This is a genomic window from Acidobacteriota bacterium (assembly GCA_018001935.1).
Lineage (GTDB): Bacteria > Acidobacteriota > JAAYUB01 > JAAYUB01 > JAAYUB01 > JAGNHB01.
Map to the genome: position 1 here is coordinate 43,961 of JAGNHB010000021.1, position 15,419 is coordinate 59,379.

Annotated in this window: 8 protein-coding genes; 4 read left to right on the top strand and 4 right to left on the bottom strand. The window is 69.8% G+C overall.

What is annotated here, in order from left to right; translation table 11 throughout:
* Nucleotides 1–31: 31 nt before the first annotated feature.
* From KA419_10140 to KA419_10155, 4 genes are all read right to left on the bottom strand, one after another.
* Nucleotides 32–1,417: an outer membrane protein transport protein gene (locus KA419_10140; protein MBP7866298.1), complete on the bottom strand. Its 1,386-nt coding sequence runs from the start codon at nucleotides 1,415–1,417 to the stop codon at nucleotides 32–34.
* A gap of 76 nt (nucleotides 1,418–1,493) precedes the next feature.
* Complete coding sequence (locus tag KA419_10145) at nucleotides 1,494–8,867, bottom strand: VCBS repeat-containing protein (GenBank protein MBP7866299.1); 7,374 nt, start codon at nucleotides 8,865–8,867, stop codon at nucleotides 1,494–1,496.
* 230 nt (nucleotides 8,868–9,097) lie between these two features.
* Nucleotides 9,098–10,192 (bottom strand): tRNA preQ1(34) S-adenosylmethionine ribosyltransferase-isomerase QueA, encoded by a 1,095-nt coding sequence (gene queA, locus KA419_10150; protein ID MBP7866300.1) that lies wholly within the window; start codon nucleotides 10,190–10,192, stop codon nucleotides 9,098–9,100.
* Nucleotides 10,189–11,097, bottom strand: coding sequence for a YihY/virulence factor BrkB family protein (locus KA419_10155; protein MBP7866301.1), 909 nt, complete (start codon nucleotides 11,095–11,097; stop codon nucleotides 10,189–10,191). Before KA419_10155 ends, queA begins: the two co-directional genes overlap by 4 nt.
* 191 nt (nucleotides 11,098–11,288) lie before the next feature.
* Here KA419_10155 and KA419_10160 point away from each other — a divergent pair, with 191 nt between their 5' ends.
* The 4 genes from KA419_10160 to KA419_10175 all read left to right on the top strand — a co-directional run bounded on the left by KA419_10160 (nucleotide 11,289) and on the right by KA419_10175 (nucleotide 15,197).
* Complete coding sequence (locus KA419_10160; GenBank protein ID MBP7866302.1) at nucleotides 11,289–11,585, top strand: hypothetical protein; 297 nt, start codon at nucleotides 11,289–11,291, stop codon at nucleotides 11,583–11,585.
* Complete coding sequence (locus KA419_10165; protein MBP7866303.1) at nucleotides 11,582–12,199, top strand: dephospho-CoA kinase; 618 nt, start codon at nucleotides 11,582–11,584, stop codon at nucleotides 12,197–12,199. Before KA419_10160 ends, KA419_10165 begins: the two co-directional genes overlap by 4 nt.
* 25 nt (nucleotides 12,200–12,224) lie before the next feature.
* The gene (locus KA419_10170; GenBank protein ID MBP7866304.1) at nucleotides 12,225–12,926 is read left to right on the top strand and encodes a single-stranded DNA-binding protein; all 702 of its coding nucleotides are present in this window, start codon (nucleotides 12,225–12,227) and stop codon (nucleotides 12,924–12,926) included.
* A gap of 261 nt (nucleotides 12,927–13,187) precedes the next feature.
* Complete coding sequence (locus KA419_10175) at nucleotides 13,188–15,197, top strand: response regulator (GenBank protein ID MBP7866305.1); 2,010 nt, start codon at nucleotides 13,188–13,190, stop codon at nucleotides 15,195–15,197.
* Nucleotides 15,198–15,419: the final 222 nt, after the last annotated feature.

Here is a 15,419-nt window from a genome sequence, read left to right on the forward strand (position 1 = left end):
CAGGCTTCAACCCGGGGTGCGGAATGGGCGTTTACAGGTTGTAGAGGATGGAGAGCACGATGTTGGTCCGGTCCCCGGAAAGGTCCGCGGCAAACTCGAACTGGAAGTGCGTCATGAGGGTCATGCCCGTCCCCACCGTGAGGTGGTGGTCGGTGCCGGACCGGGGGAACATGGCCGTCTGGAGTTTCGGGAAATTCTCGATCACTTCCCCGATGGGGTAAAGGCGGCCGAGGTAGGGAAGGGCGTCGTCGAAGTTGGGGTCGCCGACGTAGTGGAGAGAGTTGTCGGGGTCCGTGTAGTACCCGCCCCGGAGGGAGACGGGGACACGCCCCCAAAAGAAGGTGTACTCGACCCCCATCCGGAGGGAGACCCCGTCCTCGAAAGCATAATCATCCCGGAATTCCTTCTGGATGTAGCCCACGAAGGCGGGCGTCATCTGGCTGTAGTCGATCCGGATCAGATCGAAGGTCACCGCCAGTCGCTCGGTCGGGAGGACCGCCACGCCGACGCCGTAGCGCCTCGGGACGCGGACGTCGAAGGCTTCCTGGCTCCAGATGGGCTGGCGGGTCGAGTTGTCGAGGACGTTCACGTTGAAGTTGGCGGTGAAGGCATGGCAGGACCCGGACCGGTAAACCGCCCCGATCCTCAGCCAGTCGTAAGGCTTGAAAATCCCCCCCACGACGAAGCTCCACGCCAGGGAAGACCCGGCGGTGCGGTGCAGGACCGCGTCGGTCTCGCCTTCCGGGAGGTCGTACTGGAAAGGGTTGAGGAATTCGCCGGGCGTGGTCTCTCGCGAGTCGAGGGAGAGTTCGGTCGCCCGGGCGGAAAAGCCCACGTTGATGCGTTCCCCCCACCGTCGGGAGAGGGAGAACCCCCAGTTCACGGCTTTCAGGGTGAGGTCGGTGGAGAACTGGTTGACCTGGACCGGCCGGGAGGGCGGGGGTATCCGGACGCGGACGTCTTCGAAGAGGGCGGTGGGCTGCACCTTGGAAATGGAATAGTTGGCCAGTTCCTGGCGATAGAGGCTGAAAGCCCACTGTTTCCAGGGGAAAACGACGCTGAGGAAGGTGGGGGAAAATTTGCCGGTCCAGACGTCCCGGTAGCGGACGTCGGGGGTGGCGGCCGGGTCGATGTTGGTGAAACGGTTCCGGATGTACCGCCCCTCCACGAAAAACTGGGGTTTCACCAACGCGCAGAGCCCGGCGGGGTTGGTTTCCGCCCCGGTGGCGTCGTCGGCCATGGCGATGTAGGCCTGCCCCATGCCGCTGGCCCGCCCCCCCGGGTTGATGAAATTGAAACGGAAGCTGGAGTAGGGGTAGTTGGGCATGGGGCTGCCCGGGCCCTGCGCGGGCAGAGGGGCGTGCCCGGCGATCGCCGGCAGGATGAGGAAGAGGAGGGCGAAGGCATTCCGTTTCATGCACGTCTCCCGGGTCCCCGGTTCCACCGGGGGAATATCCCGCGGGCGCGGGCCGCCCGCGGGTCTGTTGCGAACGCTACGGCAGCGGCTGGGCGGGCACGGCGGAGAGGAAGTGCATGCCCGCGTCGCCGAAGAGTTCGAAGCTCATGAGGTTCGACCCCGCCGGGGCGGTCAGGGTGACGTAACCGCCGGCCTGGTCGCTCAAACCCGGGACGAAGTCGGTGAGCATGCGGCTCACCTTCCGACCGGCGGGGAACAGCGCGTCGGCCTCGCCGCGGACGACCCCCGCCGCGTCGTAGACGGTGAAGTGGCCCGTGACGTCCGCCGCACCGGTGTTGAGCACCGCCACGCCGGTGTAGTAGGGGATGCCCCCAATGGTCCCCACGGCCACGTGGGAGTAGAGGAAGCGGTTGCCGGCGTCCCTCTGGAGGGGAAGGGCGGCGGCGTAGGTCGTGACGGCCCGGTCGGTGAAGGTGAGGCAGCCCACGAGGTCGCCCCGGTCGGACACCACCTTCAGGTAGCCGGAGATGACGCCGGCGGAGAGCGGGTCGATCCCCACGAGCTCCGCCACCGTTGACCGGAGCATACCGCCGGCCGGCACGGGCGCCGTGCCGGGGGTCCCCAGGAGGCTGCCGTCGTCCCCGTAGGCCGTCACCGTCACCGCGGCCGTGGCCGTCCCGGGGTTCATCAGCTCCACCACGGAGCGGAAGACGGTCCCCTCGGCGAAGTGGGGCATGTAGAGGGCGATGGGGCCCGCGGAGGACGCCGGGACGGGCAGACCCGGCAGGGCGGCCATCATCCCGCTCGCCCCGCCCGACACCATGCACTCCACGGGCGCGCCGGCCGACACGTCCAGAGCGGCGGTCCCCGTCACGCCGGGGAAGACGGTGAGGAAATCGAAGGCCTTCCGGCCGCCGGGTGCCAGGGTGAACTGGTGGGCGACGCCCTGGGCCTGGCCGTTCGGGTCCCGGCAGGTCACGGTCACCGGGCAGGAGACCGTCCCGGGATTGGCGACGCTGTACCGGGCGTCGGCCCCGGGCCCCGCGGCCCCCGGCGCGGGGAGGACCTGTTTCGGGGCGGCCGCCGTCTGCCCCGCCGTCCCGTCCATGGAGAGCTGGGCGCTGCGAGCCACCAGGAGGGAGAAACCGCCCACGGACGCGTTCTGCGTGGTGGCGCGCATCCACGGTGCGTAGTTGCGGGCCCCGTCGCCGAACATCCGGTCCACGTAAAAGGACACCTGCTGACGGGCCGGGATGGCGAGGGTCACCGGGTTGCTCACGGTGGGGTCCGTCAGGAGGGTTCCGTTTTCCCCCAGGAGCGAGAGGTAGACCAGGGCGTCCTCCGCCGTGGGGTTGGCCAGGGCGAAGGCCGCGTCGAAGTCGCCCCCGCTCTCGGCGCAGGGGAAGTCGAGGGTCTTGTAGGTGCTCTGCAGTGCGTTGATGAAGTCCTGGTCCGGCGGGATGCTGAAATAGGCCCCGCCATTCCCGAAGGAGTACCAGACGAGGGTCTCGACGGCGCCGGTGCTGGACAGGATGGCCTGGGGAAGGAACAGGCCGGCGGCGGACCCCATGAAGACGTAGATTTTCCCGTCCCCGGAGCACGCCACGGCGGCGTCGGCGTATCCGTCCACGTTGATGTCGTTCACGGCGAGGGAGTTGGGGGCAAGCCCGGTGGGATGCTCCTGGGCCAGCGAAAACTCCAGTGCGCCGACCCCGAAGTACCCCTGAAGCCGGGCGTTGCCCTGGTTGAGTACCAGCAGGTCCGTCAACCCGTCCAGGCTGTAATCCCCCGCCTCGATGTCCACGGGGGACGGGCAACCCTCCAGGGTGCGCGCAAGGGAGAAGGTCCCGTCGCCGGCCCCCTGGAAGACGGGGACCTGGTCGCCGCCCGTGTCCGCCACGGCGATGTCGGGGACGGTGTCGCCGTCGAAGTCGGCCACGGCCATCCCCCGGGGCGTGGTCCCCGCCGCCAGGTACTGCCCGGCCGCCAGGTTCCCGCTCTGGTCGTTCAGGAAGATCTGCAGGGCCCCCGTCGTGGACGAGAGCTGTGCATAGTCGGCGAAGCCGTCCCGGTTGAAGTCGGCGCTGGAGCCGAGGTCGCCCCCGGCGGCCGTTCCCGCGTAGGCGCGGGCGTTGCGCAGGGGCTTCGCCAGGTCGAGGGGCGTGACGCGCCCCGGGTTGAAGACGACGTAAACGCCGCCCGTGGAGGGGTTCGCCACCAGGATGTCCAGCCGGCCGTTGGCGTCGAGGTCGGCGAGGGTCACGGCGCCGGGCGTGAAGCTCAGCGGCAGGGAGACCGGTGCCTCGAAGCTGTCCCCCGTCCCCGGCGTCTTGTAGGCGAGGCTCAGTTGCGCAAGTTCGGGGATGGCCGTCACCAGGTCCGGCCATCCGTCGCCGTCCAGGTCGCCGACGGCCACGGCCGCGCCCTGCCCGGGAAGGTCGATGGCGTCCCGCGGGGTCACGGCGTCGGTCATGGTGTCCGTGTTCTGGAAGAGGCCGACGGTGAGGGAGAAGGCCATCCCCGTTCCCTGGCGAAGGTAAAGGTCGCCCACCGCGACGAAGTAGTCCCCCGTCTCGGGCAGGAGGACCTGGGAGAAGGCGGTGGTGTTCTCGTCGTTCTGGCAGTTGGTGTTGAGGTAAGCAGCGCGGGGGCCGAAGATCTTGATGAGGGGGAATATGGAGGACGGCGTGCCGGCCGCCGCGGTGACCGTCACGTCCAGGACCTGCCAGGCCTGCCCGCTCACGTGGTAGATCCTGAAGGGGATCGGGCCGTCGAGCGCCCCCGGCACGGTGACGGCCCCTTTCGGGGCCAGGTCCTGGGCCGTGTCCGCCATGACCTGCACCTGGGCCGTGGTGGGCATGGCGGTCCCCGGCAGTTCCAGGTCGAGGTGCCCGTGCCCGGTGGCGGAGGTGGCTACCGGGAAGGCGGTGACGTTGCGGCCGGGCATGACGGGAACGGTGAAGGGGACGGGGGAGGACCCGTCCATGGCCAGGACGGCGTTGAGGGCGCCGCCGGCCGGGAGCCCGTGGCCGAGTAAAACCTCGCAGTCCCGGGAGTAGCCGGCCGCCAGGAGGAGGAGGTTTTCACGCGGCTGGAGGCAGTTCACGTCCTCGTCCCGGGCGACGACCCCCAGTTGGGCGCAGGTCGAGAATTCCGAGGTGTCGCCGTCCAGGGTGGCCGTCAGCGTCACGTAATTCCCCGGGACCAGGAGGAAGGAGGCCACGAAGGCCCCGGTGGTGTCGGCGTCGGCGAAAGCGAGAAAGCGCTTCCCCTCCCCGAAGCCGGAGGGGTCGCGTTCGGCTTCGTAGACCTCGACCCGGGCGTGGGGGAGGGTCCGTCCCCAGATGCTGTAGCGTGCCCCGACATCCGTCGCCTCGTACCCGAAGCGGTCGATGATGGGGGACGGCATGAAGCGATTGGGACCGTCGCGCTTGAACTGTGCCAGGGAAGTCTGGGGGCCGTCCCCGATGCCGTCCATCCCGCTGAGGTCGATGCCCAGGAGGCCGTTGCCCCAGATCGCGTTCCGGCTGATGCGGTTTCCCACCGCCGTGGGCCCCGTCACCAGGACGCCGTTCAGGACGTTCCCGACGATGGCGTTGCCATAGGCGGCAAAGGGCCCGCCCACGGTGTTGCGGGGCGCCCGGGAGAGGTTCACCCCGTTTCCGTTGCCGGGGACGGAGGCCGTGTCGGCGGTGCCGATGCGGTTTCCGGCGACCTGGTTGTCCACCGAGGTGGGATCCAGGATGAGGATCCCGTTCGCGGTGCAGTTCGCCACGAGGTTTCCGAACGTTTCCAGGGCCTGCGTGTCCCGCGCCTCCGCGAGGTCGATCAGGAGGGTGGAGGGCAGCCCCAGGCGGTTGTTGCCGGCGCCGTCCGACACCAGGATGCCGACGGAGAGGACGAGGTCCCCGGGGGAGAGGCGGCCGGCGGAATCGAAGCCGATCTCGCAGCCCCTGACCACGTTCCGCACGGCCTGGTTCCCGGTCAGGTGAATCCCCACCCCGCCGCCGCCGCCGAGGACCAGGTTGGAGAGGGTGTTGTCGGCGGAGGTGACGACCAGGGTGGCGGGGGGGACGACCGCGGCGGCGCCGGCGGCAGGCGTCAGGATCACCTTGCGGCCGCCGTTCGTCCCGGGAATCCGGCCGTCGATGGCGATCTTGCCGCGCCGAAGACCCGGCAACGGGCCGTTGAGCTCCACCACCGGCGGGTCCGGGAGGGAGGGGTCGAAGACGATCACCTGCGTTTCCGTGCCGGGGGTCGCCTCGGCGCCGGCGATCGCCTCGCGGAGGGAGAGGAGTTGGTCCGGGGATTTCCCCTGGAGCGGGTCCGAGAGGGTGGTGACCACCCAGGTGTTGGCGTGGAGGGTGAAATTCAGGATCTCCCCGAAGGCCGTTCCGCCCTCCGAGACGACGACGGCCTGGAACTTGTAGGCCACGTCGGCCTGGAGATTGTCCAGCACGGCGGAAAACGGGATGTCGTTCTGCCCGTACCCCAGGTCCTGGTCGGGGGTCCGCCCTTCCTCGAGGCTGATGACCCCGTACTTGAAATAGCCGCGGGCCGGGCACTCGATGGACCGTCCCCGCCCTTCCAGGACGACGCCCGTCGCCCCGCTCGGGAGGCTTCCCGACGTGCTTGCCTGGGGCGGGCTGCACACCGCCAGCCGGATGCAGGCCTCGTTGGAGTAGTCGGAGTCGGCGCTTCCCAGTCGGGCCCGGACCCGGTAGCAGTAGGTCAGGTTCGGCGGGAGCCCCCCATCCTCGTAGAAGGTCGCGGTCCCCGGCAGGGTGACGATCACGTCGAATTCCCCTCCCGCGCCCGCCCGACGTTCCACGAGGAGGGTGGCGGCGGCGGTGTTGGTGTTGTCCCAGTCCAGGTGGACGGACGTGGTGGAGGCGCCGATGTGGGCCTCCAGGTACGTGGGGGTGAACGGCCCTTCGCTGCCGAGGACCGTCACCGTGGCCGTCTGGCTGTCGACGGGGCCGCATTCACCGGTCACCCTCACCCAGTAGGCGGTGGTGGCGCTGAGCGCCGGCGTGGTGTAATTCCAGGTGTTGCTCCCCACCGGCGTGGAGGTGTCGCCGCTGGCCCCCTGGTACCACTGGTAAAGCAGGGGCCCCTCGCCCGTCGCCGTCACCGTCAGGGTCGTGGTGGCGCCGGGGTTGATGGTGACCGGGTCGGGTTGGTTGGTGATGTGGGTGAGCTGTTTCACCGTCACCGTCGCGGCCACGCTGTCGGCGACGCCGCAGGCGTTGGTGACCCGCACCCAGTACGAAGCCGTCACCGTCGGGTTCGGGAGGGTGAGGCTGGGTGCGTCGCCCCCCACCGGGGAGGAGGTGCCGCCCGGGACCCCGCGGTACCACTGGTAGTGGAGCGTCCCGCCCCCGCTCGCCGTCACCGACAGCACCGCCGCGGTCCCCGGGCAGACGGCGACGGGTTCCGGCTGCACCAGGACCTGGGGCGGCGGGATGACGGGGACGAGGATGGTGGCGCTGTTCTCCTGCCCGCAGTCGTTGGAGACCCGCACCCAGTACGGGGTGGAGACCAGGGGGTTCACGTTGAGAAAAAAGGAGTTGCTCCCCACCGGCGTGGAGGTGTCGCCCGACAGGCCCTGGTACCACTGGAACGTCAGCGGGGGGCTTCCCGAGACGATGGCCTCCAGGTTGACCGGAGCGCCCGGGCAGCCGGGCGTGGGGCTCGTCAGACTGGTGATGTGGGGCGGTTGGCGGACGGTGACGAGGGCGGTGTTGCTGTCGGCCTCGCCGACATCGTTTATCACCCGCACCCAGAAGGAGGTCGTGGCGTTCAGGGGATCGGTCATGTAACTGTTGAAGTCAACAGCCGAATAGACGGGGTGTGAGACGTCCCCGCTCTCGCCCCGGAACCACAGGTAGTGGAGAGGGGCGGACCCCGTGGCCCCCACCGTCAAGGTGGCGGTCTGGCCGTTGCAGATAGCCAGGTCGGCAGGTTGTGTCGTGATGGACGGCGGATCGAGCACGGTAATGAACGCGGTGTCGCTGTTCGTGGCCCCCCCGGGGTTGGAGACCCGCACCCAGTAGGTCTTGTTCTCGCTCAGCGGCGGGGTGACCATCGTGGAGAGGATGGCGCCGGGGACGGGGAAGAGGGTGTTGCCGCTGAGACCCTCATACCACTGGTACTGAAGGGGGGGGACGCCCTGGGCCCTCACGGTGAGGGTGACGCTCTGCCCGGCGCCCGCATTCTGGATCGGGGGTTGGAACCAGATGGCCGGGGTCGTCGGAAGGGTGAAGCGGGCCAGGCCCAGGGAGTGGTCCTGCCCCCCGGCCACCGCCACGGCGTTGGTCAGATTGACGACCGTTCCGGGCTGCTTGACCGAGGGACTCTGGGAGTTGTTCCCCAGTTGGCCGAGGGTGTTCTTGCCCCAGGCGGCGGCCGTGCCGTTCAGGATGGTGGCCAGGGAGTGATCCCCGCCCGCGGCCACGGAGCTGACGGCGTCGGGCACACCGATCCCGAGGACCTGTACGGGGATGCCGCTGTCGATCAGGGAGTCGTTCCCGAGCTGTCCGGAGCCGTTGCCGCCCCAGGAAAAAACCAGCCCGTTCTGCTTGAGGGCGAGGGTGTGCAGCCCGCCGGCGGCGATGTCCCGGACGTCGCCGAATCCCGGGACCTGCAACGGCGTGAGGCTCCGTGAGCCCATCCCGTCGTCGCCCAGTTGATGAGAGATGTTGTCGCCCCAGGTCCAGACGGTGCCGTCCGAAGCCAGGGCGACCGAGTGCATCCCGCCGGCGGCGATGGCGGCGAAGGCGGCCGTCGGGGCGTTCACCTGAACAGGGGACCATCGGTTGGCGTCGGAGGAGTCGCCAAGTTGACCCCGGTCGTTGAGCCCCCAGGCGTAGATCCGGCCGTCGCAGGCCAGGGCCAGGGAGTGCCGGGCCCCGGCGGAGACGGCGATGATGGTCGGAAGACCGGGAACCGGCGCGGGCGTGAACCGTCCGACATTCGTCCCGTCGCCCAGTTGCCCCTTGTCGTTGGCCCCCCAGGCCCAGACGCTGCCGTCCACCCTGAGCGCCAGGGCATGGGCGTCTCCCGCGGCCACGTCCAGGACGTCGGCGATGCCCGGGACCGGGGCCGGTGTCACCGAACCGGTCGGCGGCGGGGTCCCCAGCTGGCCGAGGTCGTTGGCCCCCCAGGACCAGACCGAGTGGTCCGGCAGCACGGCCAGGGAGAACCGGTCGCCCGCGGCGAAGCGGACGTAGTATTCCGACATCCCGGTGACGGCCGTGGGGGCGACGCGCACGTTGGCCGCAGTCCCGTCCCCCACTTCGCCGACGTCGTTGTTGCCCCAGCCGTTCAGGACCCAGTCGCTGGCCGGAAACGCCTCGAAGGGCTCCCCCCCGAGGAGGGAGGGACAGAGCGGGGTGAAAAACAGGAAACTGACGAGGATGCCGAGGATGGCCTGCCGCACACACCGCATACCGCACCTCCCCACGTTGCGTCCGGGGCCGAAAAAGCCGGGAGCTTCGCACCGCGCCCTCGCCCCGGTGCCCGAATGAATGTCGACATCCCCGCAAAAAGTGCCATCGCCCTCCGGGTGATGGCTCAAACAAAGGCTTTACATAAACTTTCCCGTTCGGTTTTCGACTTTTTGCGGGCGCATCAAACTTGATTACAGGGTATCAAAAGAAGCGGGGGAAATCAACGGGTTCAGAGGACGAGCATGCAGTCGCCGTAGGAGAAGAAGCGGTAACCCAGGCGGACCGCCTCGCGGTAGTGCTCCAGGACCCGTTCCCTCCCGGCCAGGGCGGAGACGAGCATCAGGAGGGTGGACCCGGGGAGGTGAAAGTTGGTCAGGAGGCCCCCCACGACCTGGAAGCGGAAGCCCGGCCGGATGAAGAGGTCGGTGAAACCGGCGTCCGGGACCACGGCGCCGTCGTGGCGGAGGGCCAACGACTCCAGGGCCCGGGTGGCGGTGGTGCCCACGGCGATCACCCGGCGCCCCGCCTCCCGTGCGGAACGGATCCTGGCGGCGTCCTGCGGCCCCAGCGCGAAGGACTCCGCGTCCATGCGGTGGAGCTTCACGTCCTCGGTTTCCACGGGCCGGAAGGTCCCCATGCCGACATGGAGGGTCAGGCGGGCGGTCTCCACACCCCGTGCCGCCAGGGCGTCCAGAACGTCCGGCGTGAAGTGCAGGCCGGCGGTGGGCGCCGCCGCCGATCCCGGGACCCGGGCGTAGACGGTCTGGTAGCGCTCGCGGTGGAAGGCCTCCTCCGCATCGCCGTCCCGGCGGATGTAGGGCGGGAGGGGGGTGATGCCGTGTTTCGCCAGGAACGCCTCCATGGGCATCCGGATGTCGAACCGGAGGATGCGGGTGCCGTCGGGCTCGTGGGCGATCACCACGGCGCTGCCGTCCTCCCCGAACAGGATCCCCCTCCCGCGCGGGACCTTGCGCCCGGGCCGCACCATGGCCTTCCAGAAGTTCGCCTCCAGGTTGCGCAGGAGAAGGACCTCGATGGCGGCCGTGCCGCCCTGTCGGCGGCCGAAGAGCCGGGCAGGGATGACCCGGGTGTCGTTGAGGACGAGCAGGTCCCCCGGCGCGAGGAAGGCGGGCAGCTGGTGAAAAACCGCGTGCACCCGGTCGGGGCCGGTCCGGGAGATCACCATCATCCGGGCGTGGTCCCGGTGCGGTTCGGGGTGCTGGGCGATCCGCTCCGGCGGTAGGTCGTATAGGTAGGCGGACCGGCGCTCCTCCGGGGGGACGTCCGCGGGAAGCTCCGGCTCGGGGGATGACGCGCGGATCATGGCCCCGCCCCCCGGGAACCCCCGTGGCGGTCGGCCTGGGAGTGGAAGGTGAGGTGGGCGCCATAGATCAGGATCCAGAACGACACGCCGACCCAGAAGAGGAAGACCACGGCGGCCGAAAGGGGGCCGTAGACCCGCTGGTAGTCGAAGGCCGGGATGACCCAGGTGAGGGCCCAGTTGGTGACGTGCCAGAGGAACCCGGCGAAGAAGCCTCCCCGGAAGGCCGTTCCCCACGCGACCCGGGTGTTGGGGACCACCCGGTAGATGCCGGTGAACATCAGGGCGAGGAACAGGTAGGCGCTCAGGTTCAGGACTGCGCCGAAGAGGAAGCGGTTCGCCGTGGGGTAGTGGGCGGGGAACTGGAAGCGCCAGACGTGGATCAGCGCCATCAGGGAGGCGGAGGCGAGCAGGCAGAGGGTGCAGAAGACGATCATCCACAGGCCCACCAGCGTTCGCCGGAGGAACGACGGGCGCGGGGGGACGTCCCAGGCCTTGTCCAGGGCGTCCGCCAGGAGGTGGAAAACCCACAGCCCCATCCAGAGGAAGACCACCACGTTCCCGATGATGAATTCCCAGGAGGGCTGCTGGGTCAGCGACAGGAAGAGGGACTCGAAGTAGCGCCGGGTCTCGGCGGGCAGGAGGGCGAGGACGTGGTAGGCGGCCATCCGGCCCCGCTCGTCGCCCAGGAGGAGTTTCTGGCCGAGGCCGAGCAGGGCGAGGATCCCCGGGAACAGGGTGAAGAGGGCGTAGTAGGCGATCGCCGCCGCGGAGACGGGGCCGCCGTCGTCCAGGAACGTCTTCCAGGAGCGCGCGAGCCGTCCCGGGAAGGTGGGCAGGGCAGGCCCGGGCTTGCGGGGCGGGTCCGGCCGTTCGCCGTCGTGTGTCGTGGACAGGTTCTCGGTCACCGTTTTCTCTCCCCTCCCCGGTCACGCCCGCGGGGCGGCGACGGGCAGGGGCGCATTATCCCACATCCGGCGCCGCGGTGCAAATCCGGTTGACGGTCTGCCCTTTTGCTCCGGAGTCGTCGGCCTTGGCAGCGAACCCGAGCCGTGGTATGCTGTCGCCGGCCGCCGTTGATCGGGGTCGGGGAGTTCCTATGGGTGCGCTGTTCCGGATGATCATCTCTTTTGTCCTGTTCCTGCTGGCGTTGCTGGGCCTGCGGCTCCTCCTCGGCGGCGCCCGGCGGGCCGCGCGCTCCCGTGACCGCAAGCCCGGCGGTGAGGGCCGGGCTCGGGAAGGCGGTTCCGTCACCCGGGGGACCTTGGTGAAGGACCCCCAGTGCGGGATCCTGGTCGACCCGGAGATCGCCCGGACCGCCCGGGTCGGCGGGGAGACCTGTTACTTCTGTTCGCCGGAGTGCCTCGAGGCCTACCGGAAGGAGCACGGCGCATGAGGGCGGCCCTGACCGGCGGCATCGCCTCGGGGAAGTCGACGGTGGCCCTGGCCATGTCCGGGTTTGGCGCCCGGATCGTGGATGCCGACGCCGTCGCCCACGCGGTCCTGGAAACGCAGGGGGTCGGCGAGTCCATTTTCGCGGCGTTCGGGGAGGGGGTCCGTACTGCCGACGGCACCGTGGACCGTGCCGCGCTCGGCCGGCTGATCTTCGCCTCCCCCGACGCCCGCCGGACCCTCGACCGCCTCACGCACCCGCCCATCCTGGAGACGCTCGAGCGTCGCGTGGCGGACGCGGAGGCCCTGTCCCCCGACACCCTGGTGGTCACCGACGTCCCGCTTCTCTACGAGGTCTGCCGGCCCGGCCAGTTCGGCCCCGTGGTGGTGGCCTGGTGCCGGCCGGAGGTCCAGCTTCGGCGCCTGATGAGCCGGGACGGTTTCGACGAGGCGGACGCCCGTCGGCGGATCGAGGCCCAGATGCCCCTTGAGGAGAAGCGCAGCCGCGCCGATTTCGTCGTGGACACGTCGGGGTCCATCGCCGAGACCCGGGAGCAGGTCCGTGACCTGTTCCCCCGGTTGGTGGCGTTCTGCCGGGGGGACGCCCGTGTGCCCTGACGCGCCCCAAACCCCCGTCCACCCCCTGCTGGCGGTCGCCGACGAACTCTCCGCCGCCGTGGCGGGACTGGCGTTCCCGTCCCCGGTGGCCTTCGTCTACAACCCCCTGGAGTACGCCCGGGCGTGCCACCGGCTGTACCTCGAGCGGTATGCCGCACCCGGGCGGGACGTCATGCTGCTGGGGATGAACCCGGGGCCCTGGGGCATGGCCCAGACGGGCGTCCCCTTCGGCGAGGTGACGGCGGTGCGGGACTGGATGGGCCTCGACGCCCCGGTGGCGCGCCCCGCCCGCGAGCACCCCGCCCGGCCGGTGGACGGTTTCCGGTGCCGCCGCCGCGAGGTGAGCGGCAAGCGCTTGTGGGGTTGGGCCCGTGACCGGTTCGGCACGCCGGGAGGCTTTTTCGCCCGGTTCTTCGTGGCCAACTACTGCCCGCTGCTCTTCCTGGAGGAAAGCGGCCGCAACTACACCCCTGACCACCTGCCCGTCGGCCCGCGTCAACGCCTGGAGGACGCCTGCGACCGGGCCCTGAGGGACACCGTGGGCTGGCTCCGGCCCCGCCTCGTGGTGGGTGTGGGGAGCTTCGCCGAGCGCCGGGCCCGGGTGGCCCTGGCCGGCCTGAACGTCACGATCGGCCGAATCCCCCACCCCAGCCCGGCCAGCCCCCAGGCCAACCGCGACTGGGCCGGCGCCGCCGAGGCCGCCCTCAGGGCCTGCGGGGCCCTGTAGGCGCCACCTGCCGGGTGGCGCACGGGGATGAAGCAGCGGGAATCCAAGCCTTCCGACAGAAGAGCTGGAAAATGCCGTCCAGACGGCCGAACGATCCGGTGATCGGCAGCGGCGTCATTCTTGCCGGCAAGCTGGCGCCGGGATGACGGGAACCCCTTGGCCGGCCCCCGCCGGTGTGCTATAGTCGGCCCCAACACGGTTTGATCACCCGCCGAAACCCGCGGCAGCCGAGTACATTGAGCAGACCCCAGGAGCCGGAACATGACCTCGATGCCCCCGAGCAACGATCCCACCCTCGCCGAAGACGACGCCCGGAACGCCCGGGAGGCCCTCGAGCGCGACCGCCGGCAGTACCTCCAGGGGCCGGTGATCGCCTTCAAGTGGTGCGCGGACACCGCTTACACCCTCGAATACGTGTCGCCCAACGTCACCCGCCTGGGGTACACCACCGACGATTTCCAGGAAGGTCGGGTCTCCTACCTGGAAATCATCCACCCGGACGACCGCTGTCGAGTCCTCGCCGAGGTCGCGGCCTACACCCGGGCCGGCCGGACCTGCTACGAGCAGGAGTACCGGATCTTCACCGCGGGCCGGGAGGAGCGCCGGGTCCGGGACTTCACCGTCGTGCACCGCAACGCCGGGGGGGACGCCGTTCACTACGACGGCTACGTCATCGACGTCACCGACCTCCGGCGGGCCGAGGAGACCCTCCGGTTGACCCAGTTCTGCCTGGATCACGCCGCGGACGCCGTCTTCTGGGCCGACGAGGGGGGGGGCATCGTGTACGCGAACCAGTCCGCCTGCGACCTCCTGGGGTACACCCGGGAGCAGTTGCGTGAACGGGTCGTGGCGGACCTCGACCCCAGCCGCCCCCACGAGGCCTGGCCGATGCGGTGGAAGATGATCCGGGAGGCCCGGGTCTTCAGCTGGTCCGGTTACCTTCACACCCGGGCCGGGGACACCCTCCCCGTGGAGATCACGCTCAATTTCATGGACTTTGAGGGGCAGCCCCGGATCTGCGCCTTCGTCCGGGACATCCGGGAGCGGGAGCGGGCCGCCGAGGAGCGGTGCCGGCTGGAGGCCCAGCTCCGCCAGGCCCAGAAACTGGAGAGCCTGGGGGTTCTGTCGGGCGGCATCGCCCACGACTTCAACAACATCCTCTCCGCCATCCTGGGGCACGCCGACCTGGCGAGGGAGGAACTCCCCGACGGCTCCCCCGTCCGCGAAAACCTGGAGGAGATTGCGAAGGCGGCCCGCCGCGCGGCCGACCTGTGTCGCCAGCTCCTGGCCTACAGCGGGCGGGGTCGCCTGGAGATCCGTCCCCTCGACCTGGGTGCGCTCGTGGCCGAGATGGAGCACATGCTCCGCGTGTCGGTCTCCAAGAAGACGTCCCTCCAGCTGCGGCGGGGGGACAAGCTCCCGGCGGTGGAGGCGGACGCGGCCCAGATCCGCCAGGTGGTCATGAACCTCGTGATCAACGGGTCCGAGGCCATCGGGACCGACAGCGGGCTGGTCACCGTGAGCACCTCCGCCGCTGCCGGGGGTGAGGCGCTCCCGGCCGGCGGGTGGCTGCCCGGACCGGTCGGGGAGGGCCCCGGCGTCCTCCTCGAGGTGGCGGACACCGGGTCGGGCATGGACCGGGAAACCCTCGGGCGGATCTTCGACCCCTTCTTCACCACCAAGTTTACCGGGCGCGGTCTGGGCCTCTCCACGGTCCTGGGGATCGTGCGGGGCCACGGGGGGGGCGTCCGGGTGGACAGTGAACCGGGGAGAGGGACCGTTTTCCACGTTTACTTCCCGGCGTCCTCCCGGCAGCCGGAAGCGGACCCGGTCGAGCCGGGACCGATGCTCCCGGGGTCGAACCGGGGGACGATCCTCCTGGTGGACGACGAACCCTCGGTGCGGGACATGGCCCGACGGATGCTCGAACGTCTCGGCCTGACGGTGCTGACCGCGCGGGACGGGCGGGAAGCCCTCGAGACCTTCCGAAGGCACGCGGCACAGATCGACGGGGTGTTGCTCGACCTGACCATGCCCGAGATGGACGGGGCCGAGGTCTTCCGGGAACTCCGCACGCTTCGCCCGGGGTTGAAGATCATCCTGACCAGCGGGTACGGGGACGACGAGTTCAGCCGCCGGTTCTCCGGGTCCGAGGCGGTCGGCTTCCTGGAAAAGCCGTACACGTTCCGGGCCTTGTCGGAGAGGATCCTGGGCGTCCTGGCCATTGAACCGCGGAGGGACGCCGATGCCGGCGAATGCTCCGGAAAGTGAACCACGAACCACACGAACCACACGAACGACGTCCGCAATGCAAGTGTTGCGCGCAACCTGGCAACGAGTGATGTGACCGGATTTCCTTCGTGGATCTTGCGGGCTTGCAGTACAGGGTTGCGGCCGGAAGCCCCGCGACGGGAGCCGGTGTGGACGTCTTGAAACAGCACGAGGCAGTGCGAACCCGGCGCAACGAAAAAAAAAGGGGGCGGGAGATCGGCT